The organism is Thauera propionica, assembly GCF_002245655.1.
GTDB lineage: Bacteria > Pseudomonadota > Gammaproteobacteria > Burkholderiales > Rhodocyclaceae > Thauera > Thauera propionica.
This window is the reverse complement of sequence record NZ_NOIH01000025.1, coordinates 1-14,584: the sequence shown is the minus strand read 5'-3', so window position 1 is coordinate 14,584 and position 14,584 is coordinate 1. Positions and strand designations below refer to the sequence as shown.

Annotated in this window: 17 protein-coding genes; 8 read left to right on the top strand and 9 right to left on the bottom strand. The window is 61.4% G+C overall.

Going from position 1 to position 14,584, the window contains the following annotated elements; genetic code table 11:
- Positions 1-22: 22 nt before the first annotated feature.
- Positions 23-1,126, bottom strand: coding sequence for a DUF4158 domain-containing protein (locus CGK74_RS15545; RefSeq protein ID WP_240498753.1), 1,104 nt, complete (start codon positions 1,124-1,126; stop codon positions 23-25).
- A gap of 4 nt (positions 1,127-1,130) precedes the next feature.
- Positions 1,131-1,706 (bottom strand): recombinase family protein, encoded by a 576-nt coding sequence (locus CGK74_RS15540; protein ID WP_012585368.1) that lies wholly within the window; start codon positions 1,704-1,706, stop codon positions 1,131-1,133.
- 253 nt (positions 1,707-1,959) lie between these two features.
- Here CGK74_RS15540 and CGK74_RS15535 point away from each other — a divergent pair, with 253 nt between their 5' ends.
- The 5 genes from CGK74_RS15535 (at position 1,960) to CGK74_RS15515 (ending at position 6,042) form a co-directional block, all read left to right on the top strand.
- The gene (locus CGK74_RS15535; protein WP_012585367.1) at positions 1,960-2,238 is read left to right on the top strand and encodes a hypothetical protein; all 279 of its coding nucleotides are present in this window, start codon (positions 1,960-1,962) and stop codon (positions 2,236-2,238) included.
- Entirely contained in the window at positions 2,235-2,519 is a 285-nt protein-coding gene (locus CGK74_RS15530; protein WP_012585366.1) for a type II toxin-antitoxin system RelE/ParE family toxin, read from the top strand. The genes CGK74_RS15535 and CGK74_RS15530 overlap by 4 nt, the downstream gene beginning before the upstream one ends.
- Positions 2,520-2,733: 214 nt before the next feature.
- The gene (locus CGK74_RS15525; protein WP_094269343.1) at positions 2,734-3,609 is read left to right on the top strand and encodes a tyrosine-type recombinase/integrase; all 876 of its coding nucleotides are present in this window, start codon (positions 2,734-2,736) and stop codon (positions 3,607-3,609) included.
- 7 nt (positions 3,610-3,616) lie between these two features.
- Complete coding sequence (locus CGK74_RS15520) at positions 3,617-4,825, top strand: IS91 family transposase (RefSeq protein ID WP_094269342.1); 1,209 nt, start codon at positions 3,617-3,619, stop codon at positions 4,823-4,825.
- Positions 4,826-5,259: 434 nt separating this feature from the next.
- Complete coding sequence (locus CGK74_RS15515) at positions 5,260-6,042, top strand: oxacillin-hydrolyzing class D beta-lactamase NPS-1 (protein ID WP_011013281.1); 783 nt, start codon at positions 5,260-5,262, stop codon at positions 6,040-6,042.
- 674 nt (positions 6,043-6,716) lie between these two features.
- Here the strand turns inward: CGK74_RS15515 and CGK74_RS15505 are convergent.
- Complete coding sequence (locus CGK74_RS15505) at positions 6,717-6,908, bottom strand: DUF2283 domain-containing protein (protein WP_004254673.1); 192 nt, start codon at positions 6,906-6,908, stop codon at positions 6,717-6,719.
- Between the two features lie 602 nt (positions 6,909-7,510).
- On the opposite strand from CGK74_RS15505, the gene CGK74_RS15500 reads away from it, so the two are divergent.
- On the top strand, positions 7,511-8,278 hold the full coding sequence (locus CGK74_RS15500) for an SDR family NAD(P)-dependent oxidoreductase (RefSeq protein WP_094269340.1): 768 nt from the start codon (positions 7,511-7,513) through the stop codon (positions 8,276-8,278).
- A gap of 60 nt (positions 8,279-8,338) precedes the next feature.
- On the opposite strand, the gene CGK74_RS19505 is transcribed toward CGK74_RS15500, so the two are convergent.
- From CGK74_RS19505 to CGK74_RS15485, 3 genes are read right to left on the bottom strand one after another with little or no spacing between them, the layout of a single operon-like run.
- Entirely contained in the window at positions 8,339-8,527 is a 189-nt protein-coding gene (locus CGK74_RS19505; RefSeq protein WP_165770097.1) for a zinc ribbon domain-containing protein, read from the bottom strand.
- On the bottom strand, positions 8,508-9,509 hold the full coding sequence (locus tag CGK74_RS15490; RefSeq protein ID WP_165770096.1) for a DNA-binding protein: 1,002 nt from the start codon (positions 9,507-9,509) through the stop codon (positions 8,508-8,510). The genes CGK74_RS19505 and CGK74_RS15490 overlap by 20 nt, the downstream gene beginning before the upstream one ends.
- On the bottom strand, positions 9,490-9,936 hold the full coding sequence (locus CGK74_RS15485) for an endonuclease domain-containing protein (protein WP_206186271.1): 447 nt from the start codon (positions 9,934-9,936) through the stop codon (positions 9,490-9,492). The genes CGK74_RS15490 and CGK74_RS15485 overlap by 20 nt, the downstream gene beginning before the upstream one ends.
- Positions 9,937-10,377: 441 nt before the next feature.
- Here CGK74_RS15485 and CGK74_RS15480 point away from each other — a divergent pair, with 441 nt between their 5' ends.
- Both CGK74_RS15480 and CGK74_RS15475 read left to right on the top strand, forming a co-directional pair.
- The gene (locus tag CGK74_RS15480; RefSeq protein WP_094269337.1) at positions 10,378-10,614 is read left to right on the top strand and encodes an antitoxin; all 237 of its coding nucleotides are present in this window, start codon (positions 10,378-10,380) and stop codon (positions 10,612-10,614) included.
- Complete coding sequence (locus CGK74_RS15475; RefSeq protein WP_094269336.1) at positions 10,614-11,027, top strand: type II toxin-antitoxin system VapC family toxin; 414 nt, start codon at positions 10,614-10,616, stop codon at positions 11,025-11,027. The genes CGK74_RS15480 and CGK74_RS15475 overlap by 1 nt, the downstream gene beginning before the upstream one ends.
- Before the next feature lie 175 nt (positions 11,028-11,202).
- Here CGK74_RS15475 and CGK74_RS15470 read toward each other — a convergent pair whose 3' ends face one another.
- From CGK74_RS15470 to yidD, 3 genes are all read right to left on the bottom strand, one after another.
- Positions 11,203-11,607 carry a hypothetical protein gene (locus tag CGK74_RS15470; RefSeq protein ID WP_094269335.1) on the bottom strand — a complete coding sequence of 135 codons (405 nt, stop codon included), beginning with the start codon at positions 11,605-11,607 and terminating at the stop codon, positions 11,203-11,205.
- Between the two features lie 1,757 nt (positions 11,608-13,364).
- Positions 13,365-13,679, bottom strand: coding sequence for a hypothetical protein (locus tag CGK74_RS15455; protein ID WP_094269332.1), 315 nt, complete (start codon positions 13,677-13,679; stop codon positions 13,365-13,367).
- A 533-nt stretch (positions 13,680-14,212) separates the two neighbouring features.
- Positions 14,213-14,530, bottom strand: a complete 318-nt coding sequence (gene yidD, locus CGK74_RS19500; protein ID WP_094269330.1) for a membrane protein insertion efficiency factor YidD — start codon at positions 14,528-14,530, stop codon at positions 14,213-14,215.
- Positions 14,531-14,584: the final 54 nt, after the last annotated feature.

Below are 14,584 nucleotides of genomic sequence, written 5' to 3'. Positions count from 1 at the left end.
GCGCCGTAGGAATCTCCGGCCTTCAGGCCGGAGAGGATGTCAACAGATCGCGCAGCGTCTGCTCGCCGACCACTGGAAACACCACGTCGCGCACCACGCCGTCCGGCTGGGCCAAGGTGGCGTCGGCCAGATTGAACAGCAGGTTCTGCTTGCCGGACACGCGCTTGAGGTCCTCCAGCAGTTCGCGTTCGACCTTGCGTTCGGCACGCGCGCCGATCTGGTGGATGGTCTCGATCAGCAAGTCCACCAGGTCGTCGGTCAGGCTGCGGGCGCGCAGGTGGACGAAAGCGGCCAGCCAGGTGAGGCGCGCTGCATCGGGATGTCGGCGCAGGTCGCGGGGAACCTCGACCGACACACGCTGGCGGCAGCGCTCCAGGTCACGCGGCGAAGTCCGGTCGAACAGATCGGCAGACAGCTCGATCCCCCGGATCAGTTCGAGCTTCGCCAACTCATCCTGCATGCTGGCAAGGCTTGGGCGGCCGGGACTGCCGCGCAGTTTCAGCAAGACGGCCGGCGCGTTGCCTGCGGCTTCGCCTTGAGCATCTTCAACGGCGCTCTCCCCGTGGCCCGATTCTTCTGGGCGCAGCAAGGCATCCAGGCGTTCGCGAGTCGCGGGCGGCAGCCGCCCATACACGCAGCTATGGAAGCGGTCTTCGTGGGAGCGCAACGCACTGCGCGCGATGCGCTCCATCCGGTCTGGTTTCGGCGGCTCGATGGCGAGTTCGCGGCAACGTCCTTCCAGCCGCTCGATCATCGGCTCAATGTCACCGCCAACTTCTCCGGCAACATGATCACGCAGCCACTCCGTCAGCATCTCGGCATCGGCTACCGTCGCTTCGCGGAAGCCGAAACGCACGCGGATTTCGCCGCGCAGCCGCTCGGCAGTGCGGCCCGTGAGGAAGGCTTCGCCATCGATGGGCGCGGGTGCGTCGAGTTGTTTGGCGAGCGCGGCTATGCCCTGTACCTCGACTTCGGTTTCGTCGCGCGGAAAACGGCCGCGATCGCGGAAGAAGGTCAGCAGGATGGCAAAGCCCAACCGGTTCGCCCGGTTTTTGGTCATCACCAGTTCGCGTTCGGCTGGCGCCAATACCCACTGATCTTCCTTACTGCCGCCGCCGTCCGCCATACCGCTACGCTCCTGGGGGCACTGACGCGGGCCAGCCGGCCCGCGTCAGAGTTTCGATCAAGGTGGTCCGCTTCACGCCGAAGTTGCGGCACACGGCTGCCTTGGACATGCCACCTTCGAGCGCGGCGATAATGGCATCCAGCTTCTCGCCGGTGATTGCCTGCGGCCGCCCACCGATCCGGCCACGTTTGCGGGCAGCAGCCAGGCCGGCAACGACACGCTCCTGGATCAAGGCGCGCTCGTACTGCGCGAGCGCGCCGAACACCTGGAATAGAAACTCGCCCGATGGCGTGGTGGTGTCCAGATTCTCCGTCAGCGAGCGGAACGCCACCCGCTTGTCCTTGAGCGAGGTCACGATGGTGAGTAGGTGCGACAGCGATCGGCCGAGCCGGTCGAGCTTCCACACGACCAGTACGTCGCCGGGCCTGACGAATTCGAGCGCCTGCACCAAGCCGGCGCGGTCGTCCTTCGCGCCGGAGGCGTAATCCTCGAACAGGTGACGCGGATCGACGCCGGCGGCGAGCAGCGCGTCGCGCTGCAAGTCCGTGCTCTGCCGGTCGGAATCTGACGACACGCGCATGTAACCTACTAACATAAGCGGAAAACCATCAAGACGCGGTTTCCGCATGGTAGCGTCTGGCGACACAGTTTTCCGCACAATTTTGCGGCCACTCGGAGCTTGGTGCAGAGGGCTGTTGAAGATCTGTCGACAATCAAATGTTTTCCGACAGGTCTTGGCATAGCGCAGGCCCGCCTTGCAGCGTTCTGTGAGTAGCGCTTAGTAAAGACGACGTATATACTTTGTTAGTATTAAGTAGCAGGAGGCCCCGATCATGTCAAAACAAGCCGTTTTCACGATGAAGCTGGAGCCCGAGTTGCGCGCCGAGTTCATGGCCGAAGCCGAAGCGGCCCATCGCCCGGCGTCGCAAGTCCTGCGCGAGTTGATGCGCGAGTTCATTCAGAGCCAGCGCAAGTCGCGCGAGTACGACGAGTTCCTGCGCCGCAAGGTCGAGGCCGGCCGGGCTTCAATGCGCGCTGGATTGGGGCGATCGAACGATGAAGTTGAGGCCGAATTCGCCGCACGGCGTGCCAGTGTGGCGAGGCAGTCGTGAGAGTTGTTTGGACGCCCGAAGCGCAGCAAGACCGTGCCGATGTGTGGGACTACATCGCAGCCGACAATCCGCGCGCGGCGGCCCGGATGGATGAGATTTTCAGCGATGCGGCCGCCCGGTTGACCCAGCACCCCATGTTGGGCAAGCCGGGAATCGTTCCTGGCACCCGCGAGTTGATCCCGCATGAAAGCTATCGCCTGGTGTACCAGATCGACGGCGAAACGGCGTGGATACTGACGCTGGTTCACACGGCCCGCCTGTGGCCGCCTGTGCGCGATTAAGAAACAATCATGGCAACGATGAAACGGCGCGTTGACTGACTGCTTTCGAGCCAGACCGCGGTCGGCGGCAGGCGGCCAGTGGACTAAACCGCTCGCGCGGTAGGGGTGTGCTGAACCGTTCGTGACGAGCATCGAAGTTCGTGGTTTCCATCGGCAGCAGGCTTGCCATGTTGGGAGATGAGGCAATCGGCCTCGTCTTCGACAGGAGCAAGCCATGGATACCCCGACTCGTCCCGTCAGCCCCTTGCGCCAGCGCATGCTCGACGACATGCGGATGCGCAAGCTCACCCCCAAGACGCAGAGTGCGTACATCCGCGCGGTGTGCCGGTTCACGCGCTATCTGGGGCGCGCGCCCGATACCGCCACGGTGGAGGACCTGCGCAACTACCAGTTGCACCTGGTCGATACCGGCACCTCGCCAATGTCGCTCAACGCCGCGATCAGCGGGCTGAAGTTCTTCTTCGACATCACGCTCCAACGCGGCGAGCTGATGGCGCGAATGCAGCCGGTCCGGCTGCCACAGCGCCTGCCGGTGGTGCTCAGCCGCGAGGAGATCGCGCGCCTGATCGCCGCCTGCAACAATCTCAAGCACCAGACGGCGCTCTCGCTCGCCTACGCGACCGGACTGCGAGCGAGCGAAGTGGTCTCGCTCAAGGTCAGCGACGTCGACAGCGGGCGCATGACCCTGCGGGTCGAGCAAGGCAAGGGCCGCAAGGATCGCTACGCGATGCTCTCGCCCTTGCTGCTGGAGCGGTTGCGCGTGTGGTGGCGGGTCGCCCGGGCGCAGGGCAAGATGCTCGATGGCGGCTGGTTGTTCCCGGGCCTCAACCCGATCGAGTCACTGAGCCCGCGTCAGCTCAATCGCGCTGTTCAGGCCGCCGCCCTGGCGGCCGGCATCGACAAGCGGGTGTCGATGCACACGCTTCGCCACTGCTTCGCGACCCACCTGCTCGAGCAGAAGGTCGACATCCGCATCATCCAGGCGCTGCTCGGCCACAAGAAACTCGACACCACGGTGATCTACACCCAGGTCGCCACCGACCTGCTGCGCGAAGTCGTCAGTCCGCTGGAGACCTTGCAGTCGGCGTAGGCGCATCGTGGCTCGCCCCGCACTGGAGGTCGCGGACATCTTCCGCGCCTTCGGGCCGGCGTGGCGCCTCGCCCAGCACGGTCACCTGAGCCTTGGGCAGTTGAAGGTCATGTCGGCCATCGAACAGTGCCGCACTGCGGCGCTGGGCGGGCACGTGCTGCGCTGTGAGGCCTGCGAGCAGATCGACATCAGCTACAACTCGTGCCGCAACCGGCACTGCCCGAAGTGTCAGGCGCGGGCCGCCCAGCGTTGGCTCGAGGCCCGGCAGGCGGATCTGCTGCCGGTCGAGTATTACCACGTGGTCTTCACGCTGCCGGCGCCGATCAGCGCGTTCGCCTACACCAACAAGGCGCTCGTCTATCGGTTGTTGTTCGAGGTCGCCGCCGAGACGCTGCTCACCATCGCTGCCGATCCGAAGCACCTTGGCGCGACGATCGGCGCCACGCTCGTGCTGCACACGTGGGGCTCGGCGATGACGCACCACCCGCACGTGCACGGCATCGTCCCCGGCGGCGGCCTGTCGGCCGACGGGCAACGCTGGATTGCCTGCCGGCATGGCTTCTTCTTGCCGGTCCGCGTGCTCTCGCGGCTGTTCCGGCGGCGTTTCCTGGAAGAGCTGGCGAAGGCGCATCACGCCGGCGTGCTGCGCTTCTTCGGCGAGTTCGCCCCGCTGGCACAAATGGCCGCGTTCCTGCGCTGGCTCGCGCCACTGCGCACGAGCGAATGGGTCGTCTATGCCAAGCGGCCCTTCGCCGGCCCCGAGGCGGTGCTCGCCTACCTGTCGCGCTACACCCATCGGGTGGCGATCTCGAACCGTCGCCTGGTCTCCCTCGACGGGGGCTGCGTCTCCTTCCGCTGGAAGGACTATCGCGCCAAGGGGCGCACCCGCCACAAGACGATGACGCTCACCGCCGGGGAGTTCATGCGCCGTTTCCTGCTGCACGTGCTGCCGTGCGGCTTCCACCGCATTCGGCACTACGGCTTGCTCGCCAACGTGGAACGGCGGCAGAACCTGGCTCGTGCGCGGGGACTGCTTGGCGCAACGCCTCCAGACGAGCCACGCACCATCGCCTCGGCGCCGGAAGCCACCGCGCTGTCGACCACGCCCACCACCGGCTTCGTGTGTCGCTGCTGTGGATCGGTGATGCGCGTGATCGAAACCTTTGCTCGGGGTGCGACGATCCGCGCGCCACCACTCCGTGGGGTGACCTCATGACCGGGCATCGCTTCCACGCCCGCAGCCTTCCGCCAGCACCCGTTCGGACGGGCCTGGTCAAGACCCGCTGCGCCCGCCACTGGCATTCACATCACAAGCCGCGCCGCGCGGACCTCGCCCGCGCAACCGAGGGCGGGCAGCGGCTTCACGCAACACGCGGCGCCTGGCGCAGCACCACGCACATCGCGTACCTGCGCGATTGGGCGGCGCTCAAATGCCCATAGCGCCACGCCCCGACTGAACGGCCTCGCCTCGTCTCGCGGTTTCCTCCCCCGGGCTTTGTCCAACGCCTGCCCACCGACCTGGGGCGGATCTTCATCGCCGCGAGGCAGGGGCAGGCGTCGAACAAAGCTGAACAGAAGCGGCCATTGGTTCTTACGTTTGAATTCACTACCATTGTGCGCCGATAACAACCCCGTGAGTCCGATTTCCCTATGCTGAAGAGCACCCTTCTGGCCTTTGGTCTCTTTATCGCGCTCTCAGCGCGTGCAGAGAACCAGGCAATCGCCCAGCTTTTCCAGAGGGCAGGAGTCGATGGGACCATCGTCATCGAGTCTCTAACCACCAGACAGCGCTTGGTTCACAACGATCCTCGTGCGCAACAACGATACCCGGCAGCTTCCACGTTCAAGGTACTCAATACCTTGATTGCTCTCGAAGAGGGCGCCATTTCAGGTGAGAACCAGATCTTTCACTGGAACGGTACCCAGTATTCGATTGCGAATTGGAACCAGGACCAGACTCTAGACAGTGCGTTTAAAGTGAGTTGTGTCTGGTGCTACCAGCAGATTGCCCTTCGAGTGGGGGCACTCAAGTACCCAGCCTATATTCAACAGACAAACTATGGTCATTTACTGGAACCCTTCAATGGAACGGAGTTTTGGCTGGATGGCTCTTTGACGATCAGCGCGGAAGAACAGGTTGCCTTTCTCCGACGGGTTGTTGAGCGAAAACTACCGTTCAAGGCGAGCAGCTATGATTCCCTGAAGAAAGTCATGTTCGCCGATGAGAATGCCCAGTATCGCCTTTATGCAAAAACGGGTTGGGCGACCCGCATCACTCCCTCGGTGGGTTGGTATGTTGGCTATGTTGAAGCACAGGACGATGTTTGGCTGTTTGCCCTGAATCTTGCTACCCGCGACGCAAATGACCTGCCCCTACGAACGCAGATAGCCAAAGACGCGCTGAAGGCGATAGGTGCGTTTCATGCGAAGTAACGTCGGCTCCTGGGAGACGCTCAGCGTCAGGTTTGGGTCGGGTGCCGTCGCGTGCGCAGCGTCAAAGCTGACATGACGAATACGTGAGAAGGGCCGATGCTCGCCGTCCGGTCAGGCTGTTGAGTCGCCCCTGCAGGAGTCACAGCGCTCGTATGTCACGCGCCATCCGAGACGTCAGTCGGCCTCATCCAGACCGGAACAATTTGAACGTGAACGCCCGGCTGCCATTGCCGTGATCGAAATGGCGGCTGGTGACACGACTGCTTGATCTACCCCTACAGATAGGGCGCAGCCACTGCCGCGCTGATGAGGCAAACGTGCTTCAACACGGCGCTTACCGCGTTACCCCGCTTGTATGAATTCCTGATGGCGCTCTCGAGCAAGCTGGTAGCCGCGTGGGCGGATCGGGCTCTGCGCGCCAGAATGTCGAGCGCACCCGCACCCCACTCCCCGTTCAGCAAGGGCATCTTCCCCGACGTGGAGATGTTGGAGCCAGAGTGACCAGTGTCCTGCTAATTAAAGAAATCCGCGTAAACTTAACTAGTGTTCCGCACTAGTTAAGCGGGCTTAACTAGGACCCCACGACCAACGCTCGTCTAACGGAGCACCGCCGTGATCGGCGCCGTCGAAGTCGACCGTGACGCCGCCTGTCTGGCAGCGGCGTATGTTCTCGGTCACTGTGGGCTCGGTTCGATCTCTATCGGCCAGTGACCTGCGGTTCGGGCATCCAGGATCGTGATCTCGGCGATTCCGTTTGCTGTAAAGCCGATGTTCACGTTCCACCCGAGTGAAACATCCCTCACGATCGGTTCCTCCGAGAAGCCGATGCACAGGATGTCATCTTGCTCGTCGTATCTGATCCTCATCGATGCGCGTCCCTTGCTTCATGTCTACAGGTGTTTCCGTGAGCGCTGCCTCAATCCTCATCTGGGAGTCGGAGAGCAAGCGCTCGGCTTCGCGGGGTGGGAACCCGAGATCCAGAAAGACGTTGCCGCCAATCGGCGTAACGTGAGAGCTTGAAACTGTGTTTTGAGTATCATTCATCCTAGATGGCCCTGCGCAGCGAAGCATCAGATGGTTAGCATAGAGTTCCGCTCTCGCGGACTGTGGGACGATCGAAGCTCGTCCGCCGAGTTTCCTGGTCGGATCTCTTCCACCCGGACTGTATCAATTCGGCATGGTCATCGTACGCCACAAATCGACCAGTATCCCGAAGTGAGTTGTCCGTCTGGCTTCGCGAGTGGACCACGGCCGCCTCAAAGGGACGGATGCTCGGCTAGTTTTTGGAGGAGGACTGTGACACCTAGGCTGTTGTGGTCCACGCGAGTGGTCTTCGACGTCACAGATCGGTGTGCCAAAAGCGCTATGAAATCAAGCTTGAGGTCTTTTAAGCCCAGAGAAACCACAAACGATTGCGCTGGACGCCGTGCAATTTCTTTAGCCTCATAACCCGGACAAGGACCAGCTGATGAAGATTCAAGGAAAGACCGTCATCGTCACCGGGGCGGGATCGGGGCTGGGGGCGACTACGGCCAGGCGGCTGGCGAACGGGGGCGTCAGAGTGGTACTTGTTGATCGCAACAAGGCCGCAATCGAGCACGTGGCCGCCGAGATCGGCGCGAATGCGCTCTGCGCCGAAACGGATGTCACCGATCCTGCCAGCGTGCAGGCCGCCATTGATTTGGCAGTGAATCGTGGTGGCGGGCTGAACGGTTTGGTGAACTGTGCGGGCGTCGCTCCGGCTGAAAAAATCCTGGGGAAGACTGGAGCACATCCATTCGAGTCCTTCGCCAACACGGTGAATATCAACCTGATCGGTACCTTCAACACGCTGCGCCTCGCCGCGGAGGCGATGAGTCGCAACGTAGCCGACGAGTCCGGTGAGCGCGGTGTCATCGTGAACACCGCATCGGTCGCCGCCTTCGAGGGGCAGGTCGGGCAGGCGGCCTATGCGTCGTCCAAGGCCGGAATCGTGGGGCTGACGCTGCCCGCAGCTCGGGAGCTGAGCCGCTACGGCATTCGGGTGATGGCAATTGCGCCGGGCATCATGGAGACACCGATGCTCATGTCGATGCCGACTGAAGTTCAGGAGTCCCTTGGTCGCATGGTTCCCTTCCCGCCGAGGCTGGGAAAACCCTATGAATTCGCAGCCCTGGTGCAGCATGTTTTCGAGAACACGTATCTGAACGGTGAGGTCATCAGGATCGACGGCGCGATCCGGATGGCGGGGCGATGACCCAGTAAAGCGCACCACAGGAAAAGCCGAAGAACAACTTGCATTGATTTTCGCTCTCGCTCACAGGAGGATGACTTGAGCGGCTGCAACATCTCCATTTGCCTCAAATCCGCAAGGTGGGCACGAGTGCCTGCGGTCTGCGAACGTTTCCGCTACGTCGCCGCCACATGCTGAGCAGGTTGGGGATGTGCCACGAGGATCGACGGCTTCCACAACGCTACTGGCGCTCTCAGCCTTGTAGCGTAGCATGGTGAAGAACGTCGCCCATCCGGCGCTCAGCTCCCCCCCTTTCCGGTGACGCCGTCGCTTCCTGCCTCTCAACCTTGGCTTGGAGTTGTGATAGCTGACTGCTGAGGGCGCCGTTGCGCTTCGCAAGGTCATCGATCTGCGCCTGCTGGGTCTCACGAATCAGCCGTAGCTCGGTCCTTAGTTCTACCAGCTCGATTTCGCGCTCGTGCACGGTGTTGCGCTGGCGCTCGATCAACTCGTCTGCACTTTTCGCCCTTGTTCTCATGGAGTCGATCTCCATGAGAGATCGACGCTCAAGATCACGGTAGTGGTCATCGGCCCGCTTCATTGCGCGGTCGTGCTCCTCGGTCTGCTTTGCGGCAGCTTCTCGCACCAGCTTCACCTGAAGCTCGAAGTCCTCGCGTTGAGCCTTGAGGTTGCGCTCGTGAGTGTCACGAAGGTGCGATAGCTCCTCCTGATGATCCATGTCTCGTTTCTGGAGGTGCCTTCTGAGTTCATCCAGATCCCGACGGAGGACTTTGATTTCCTCCTCAGCATCGGAGAGCAGGGTAGAGCGGTGCGACAGTTCCAGCCGAAGATCGACATTGTCCTGCTCGGACTTCGTCGCAGCCGCCTTGGACTGAGCCAGTTCGGCCAGCACTGAGTCGAGCTTCTCCCGCATCTCGGATCTCATGTCCTCGTGCGCCTTGCGCTCCTTTGCGAACTGGTTGTCCGCCTCCAGCGATGCCGTCTCCCAGAACGCTTCCATCGCCTTCACGACTGTTTCGGGCAGCGAGGGGATGACGCGCCGGCGGGCATGCTGGGCGAACACATGCTCAAACCAGCCGTTCACGTCCTTCTGGACGTCGGTGTCCGAGCCACGGGGGTAGTGCATCTTCACCGAACGCAGCGAGGGTTTGATGCCCTGCGCGGAGAGCTGATCGCACACCTCCCACACTGCCTCGCGCCGGCTCTTCGGCTGTTCAGTTTCGGTCTTGTTCATGGCGAATCGTCTCCAGTAGCGCTTGGATGGTATCCAGGCAGGCATCCAAATCCTTGCGAATGTCGCCGGCCGCGAACCGAAGCACGCGCCAGCCGCTGATAACCTGCAGGTTCTGCCGCACCCGGTCGCGCTTGAAGTCCTCGAGGTGCTTCCCGTGATGTCGGAACCCGTCGACCTCCAGCGCGATGCGCGCCTCGGGCAGCGCCACATCGAGCCGGTAGCGCCGGCCCGGTACGGCGCCCTCGAACTCGCGCACCGCGGTGGGCCATCGCGCCACGACCGCATCCCAGAGCAGATCGTGCGGCGTCGGCCCCGAGCGCGACGAAGGTGGCCTGGCAGGCTGACGTCGGCTGTCCGCTGAACCGGGCGCAACGGCGGACGCATCGCGCAGCGCGAGCTTTTCTTTGGCCGGGGAAAGCGGGGTCACAGACGCGATGCGCCATGCACCGCGACCGAGGTCTTGAAGTGAGCGGAAACGTAGGGACATTGGCAGGCATTGATAAGATAGTAGCCTTATTTGATCATGTGCGCTACGTCGCACAAGTGTTGTTTTGCGTCGCGTTTGTTACCCTTCAGGGCATCCGTTCACGATAACGACTATTATCATGAACAGAGGCCGTCTAAGGATACCCGCCAGCAATTACAAAAAATTGGAGATGGTTGGCGCGATGCGGGATGAGCCGCAAACCCAGTAGCGGCGCGGAATCGGGTCGGCGCCAAATTGGGAAGTGTCCATATATTTGACACGCCCAGGGCCAGGCATCGCCCCTCACCGAACGCACTGACAAGACCAAGTACATCCGAAGATGTACATCGCCCCCGACCTGGCCTAAAGTTCATACGCTGTACATCCTTGCTGGAGCCACCCATGCGCACCACACGCGCTTTCAAGAACGGCAACTCACAGGCCGTTCGAATCCCGGCTGACCTGGCTTACGAGCGCACGGACATGGAGCTCGAGATCGAGCGCGAGGGCGATGAGATCCGGATTCGGCCCGCTCGACGCTCGCTGGCAGGCGTGCTGACCAAGTTCGCCCGGTTCTCCCCCGACTTCATGGCCGAAGGACGCGGCGATCAGGAGCAAGCCGAACGGGACGCGCTGTAATGCCGCGCTACATGCTCGACACCAACATGTGCATCTACTTGATGAAGAATCAACCGGAAGAAGTCGCCCAGCGTTTTGCGACGTGCTACGTCGGCGACGTAGTGATGTCAGCCATCACCTTCGCTGAGTTGGAGTATGGCGTTGCCGTGTCGGCTGATCCGGAGCGCGAACGCGCCAACCTCCAGGCCTTGGTCGAGGACATCCCCGTGGTCGCCTTTGACGCTCAGGCCGCCCTTGCCTACGGCCCGATCCGGCTGGCAACGCGTGAGAACAAGAAGGATGCGCTCGACAAGCTGATTTCCGCGCACGCCGCGGCCCTTGGGGTGACGGTTGTGACCAACAACCTGAAGGACTTTGCGCGTTACCCCGGCGTTGCGACGGAGAACTGGCTAAAGCCTGCAGCCCAAAAGTAACGGCAGCCACCACGCGATGAATCCACGGATGAAGGCTGGCCGCAGCGGTCCGCGACGTGGATTGCAGCGCTGGAAGCACATTCTCCGCTGCGTGCGGGCGCACGTGCCTCATTCCGATGGACGTTTGCCCCACTGAGCGGCGACACTGGCCGGTTGCAGGGACACGCCCTGCCAGTCATCCCACGTGGCGAATGTAGTGCTCCAATTTCTGGCGGATGACTTCGATGTCCTCGACTTCGCGGCGCCTCAAGCGACGCCCCTGACGGGCGAACTCTTTGACGCTGAATTCGACAAGCTGTATGCCGTGCTGCGGAAGGACATCACGTCGCCGCTGGTCGTAGATGGCCCTCTGTAGTCCGCGAGGCACACCGCTCACGGTCAATCTACGGTCGAAAAACGGCACCGCCTCGGAATGCTGCCTTTCGTGATATTCGATCACCAGGGCGAGACGTGGATAGTAGGCATCGACCGGCAGCTTTCGCCCTGTGTCGCCGAGCAAGAATGCGAACCGATGCTGACGCTCGGACGGGGAGTGCAAGACCCCATCGCACAGGTTCAGAACGTAGACCTCGTCACGCATTGCTTGTACCTACTAAAAGGACATGCCGGTCAGGCCGACACTTCGATCTGCACAATGAGCGCCGGCCAGGCCCCTGTGCTCGCGGATTTCCGACTGCCCGACTCAAGGGGTAAGCCTCCATCGCCCCGTCTGGATACTCGATGCGCTCACACATTAGCGTCCTTGTCGGAGGTTGCTCTGCAGGCATCGCGACCTTTCCCAGTAGCGCCTCGAGGGTCGTCCCGGAGATCGGAAATAGAGCACGTTACCGTTGTGAGAGGCGTCTGGAGGGTATCAGGCGCCGTGCTCATGATGCCGGCGCGGCAAGGTTCAACGCCTTACCAATCTCAGTGGCAACGCCACGGGCCGTCACCTCATCCAGTCCGGCAGCGAGGACATAAGCCTTGCCGCCAGCTTCGACTTCAATCCGGTACGCGACCTTGGCGAGTGCTCGACGACCCGCCAGCCCCATCGTGACGCCGGTCGGAATACCTTGATTGGCGTCGTAGACGATCTCGACACCCCCAGCGAACTTGTTCCTGATAGGGGTTCTAAGCCGGAACCGCCGAAAATTCCGTCAGCCGATCAACGTGGCTTGTCCCGCGCCCGGTCGATGGGGTGGACCCAACAGTCGTGTCACTAGCCGCCATTTCGATCACGGCAATGCCAGCCGGACGTCACGTCCAGATTGTTCCGGTCTGGACGAGGCCGACTGACGTCTCGGATGGCGGGTGGCATACAACTGCTGTGACTCCTGCAGGGGGGCAGCTGCCTGACCGGACGGCGAGGATCAGCCCATCTCACGTATTCGTCATGTCAGCTTTGACACTGCGCACGCGACGGCATCCGACCCGTTGCTGTCGTTGAGCGTGAGGGAAAGCTGTCGCTCAACGTTTGAGCTGAGGGGATGACGCCGGTATGGCGCTTGGCCCGACGGCCGGATGATGGGCCACACCGGCTGGCGGGCCAAGTGCCATGCCGGTGGCGGTCCACTCGAGCGAAGGGTTAGGCTTCACTGCGCTTAGCGTTGCGCCTCTTGTTGAAGACCTTCTTTGCAGACGAGACGAGCCGACGGAACTTGGAAGGTCCAGCGAATGACGCGGTTGCCGCTGAGGCTGAGCTTGCGGTAACAGTGGCGGCAAGAATCCAGCCGCGGCTTGCAAGGGTGGCGCGCCGAAAGCGGCGGTGGTGTTTGCGGACGTGGAAGCCGGCGAGGACTCGTAGGGGAATCAGTGTTACGGCGGTGACGAGCATCCCTTCCCCGATGTCCAAAGGAGCGCCCGGCGCGCTCAGCAAGGGTGAAACTGCAAACTTGCTGAGTAGAACCGCTCCTGCTACGGGAAGCATGATGAGCATGAGGGCCTTGCGCGGTCCCCACTGCCACCACCACAACGGCAGAGCGTAGTAGAAGAGCACGGCGAAGAAGAACCCAGACCACGTGCTGCGGCTCTCGTCTAATGCACAAAGGGCTACCAGCTTGGTGTCCTTTCGAAGAACATGCCATGAGCGAGGCGCAGCTGTGCTCTCCGACGGTGAGCGAAGCAGTGCTAGAAGAACTGCAAACAGCACGGCCGCGCCTACCATTTGCAGAACTCCCAAGAGAGTAAGGTACTGGCGAATCTCGGACACTTCTGACGCCCACTGGTACCGTGTGAAGCCTAACGTCGCAAATCACCTGCAGCAAAAGGCAGAGCGACAAAGGAGCGGCGCCTTTTGCTGTCCGAGTGCATTTGCCTTGTTAGGTGATGACATCGTTATTGGATTCTAATGCAGCAACTCTAATCGAGATCCATAATGTATTCGCCGGTGTCAAGATTCATTTTGTCTCCGCCACCCATATCCATAATGTACTCACCTGTATCGAGATTCATTGAATCTCCGCCGCCCATATTCATTTGGTATTCACCTGTATTGAGATTCATTGAGTCTCCACCACCCATATTCATATGGTACTCGCCAGTATCAAGGTTCATTTTATCCCCACCGCCCATATCCATAATATATTCGCCAGTATCGAGGTTAAGCTCATCGCCAAAACACGGCATGCTTATTACAAACAAACTAGCCAACACCATTCCGATGGTGTTTTTCATTGCGGTACTCTCCTATTTCTCAGATGCTATTGAACGCCTAACGTAGAGCTGACCGGCGCTGCGCGGCTTTATCGCGCAGCGTCCAGCGACCGAAGGGCGCGAGGTCGAGCGCCGGGTTGGGCACTGGGCTTGCAAGCGCACCGACAGACGAACAAGCCCAGGAGTCGGCGCTGGCTAGACGGCGCCCGCTTGACGGCTGAAGGCAGCGAATGCCTGCGCGCAACGAGGACAGGTGGATGGTCATTGGTTCTTCCCATCTCGTGGGAGATCCCACCGGCTGCCAATAATTGCACCAACCAGCAAGCCGCCACCGACCAGAAGTGCGCCTAGCGTGACGGAGTACGCACCGGGCCACCACGTATGCAATGCGTAGGCAACGAACCCGCAAATGGCTGTCCCAACAACTGCGCCGAGTACGGTTGCAGGCATGAACAGAAGGTCGAAGAAGGTCATGCTTCCGGTGCCCAACGTGTAGGCGACCGGCCTCGCGCGGCCTTGTCGCGCGAGGTCGACCGGAAGGTTAGAGGTTTCGTTCACGACAACCATGAGAATAGAGAGCATCCAAGACACGCCCCCTCCGCGCAGTAATCGGTCTTTCTTCCGGATGCGTCCTTCCCAGACTTAGGCTGGCGAATCTCTTCTGCGGCCTGGGCACACAAGACGAAACGACGTCGCATTTGCCGCCAACCAACAACGAGCCCATGTTGTTGGAAGGCGACCTTGGCATGAGCTGAACATGATTGGTCACCGTGGTGTACCCGGAAAGCACACACGAAGCCCTTGTGAGGAGAAATGAAGCGTTGATATGCCGTGATAAGTGAGGCAACGACAGTGGCGGCGCACGACGTCATTGATAACCTCTAACGAATAGGGTTTATCCCTCGCGCCGCAAGCGCCGTTCGGTG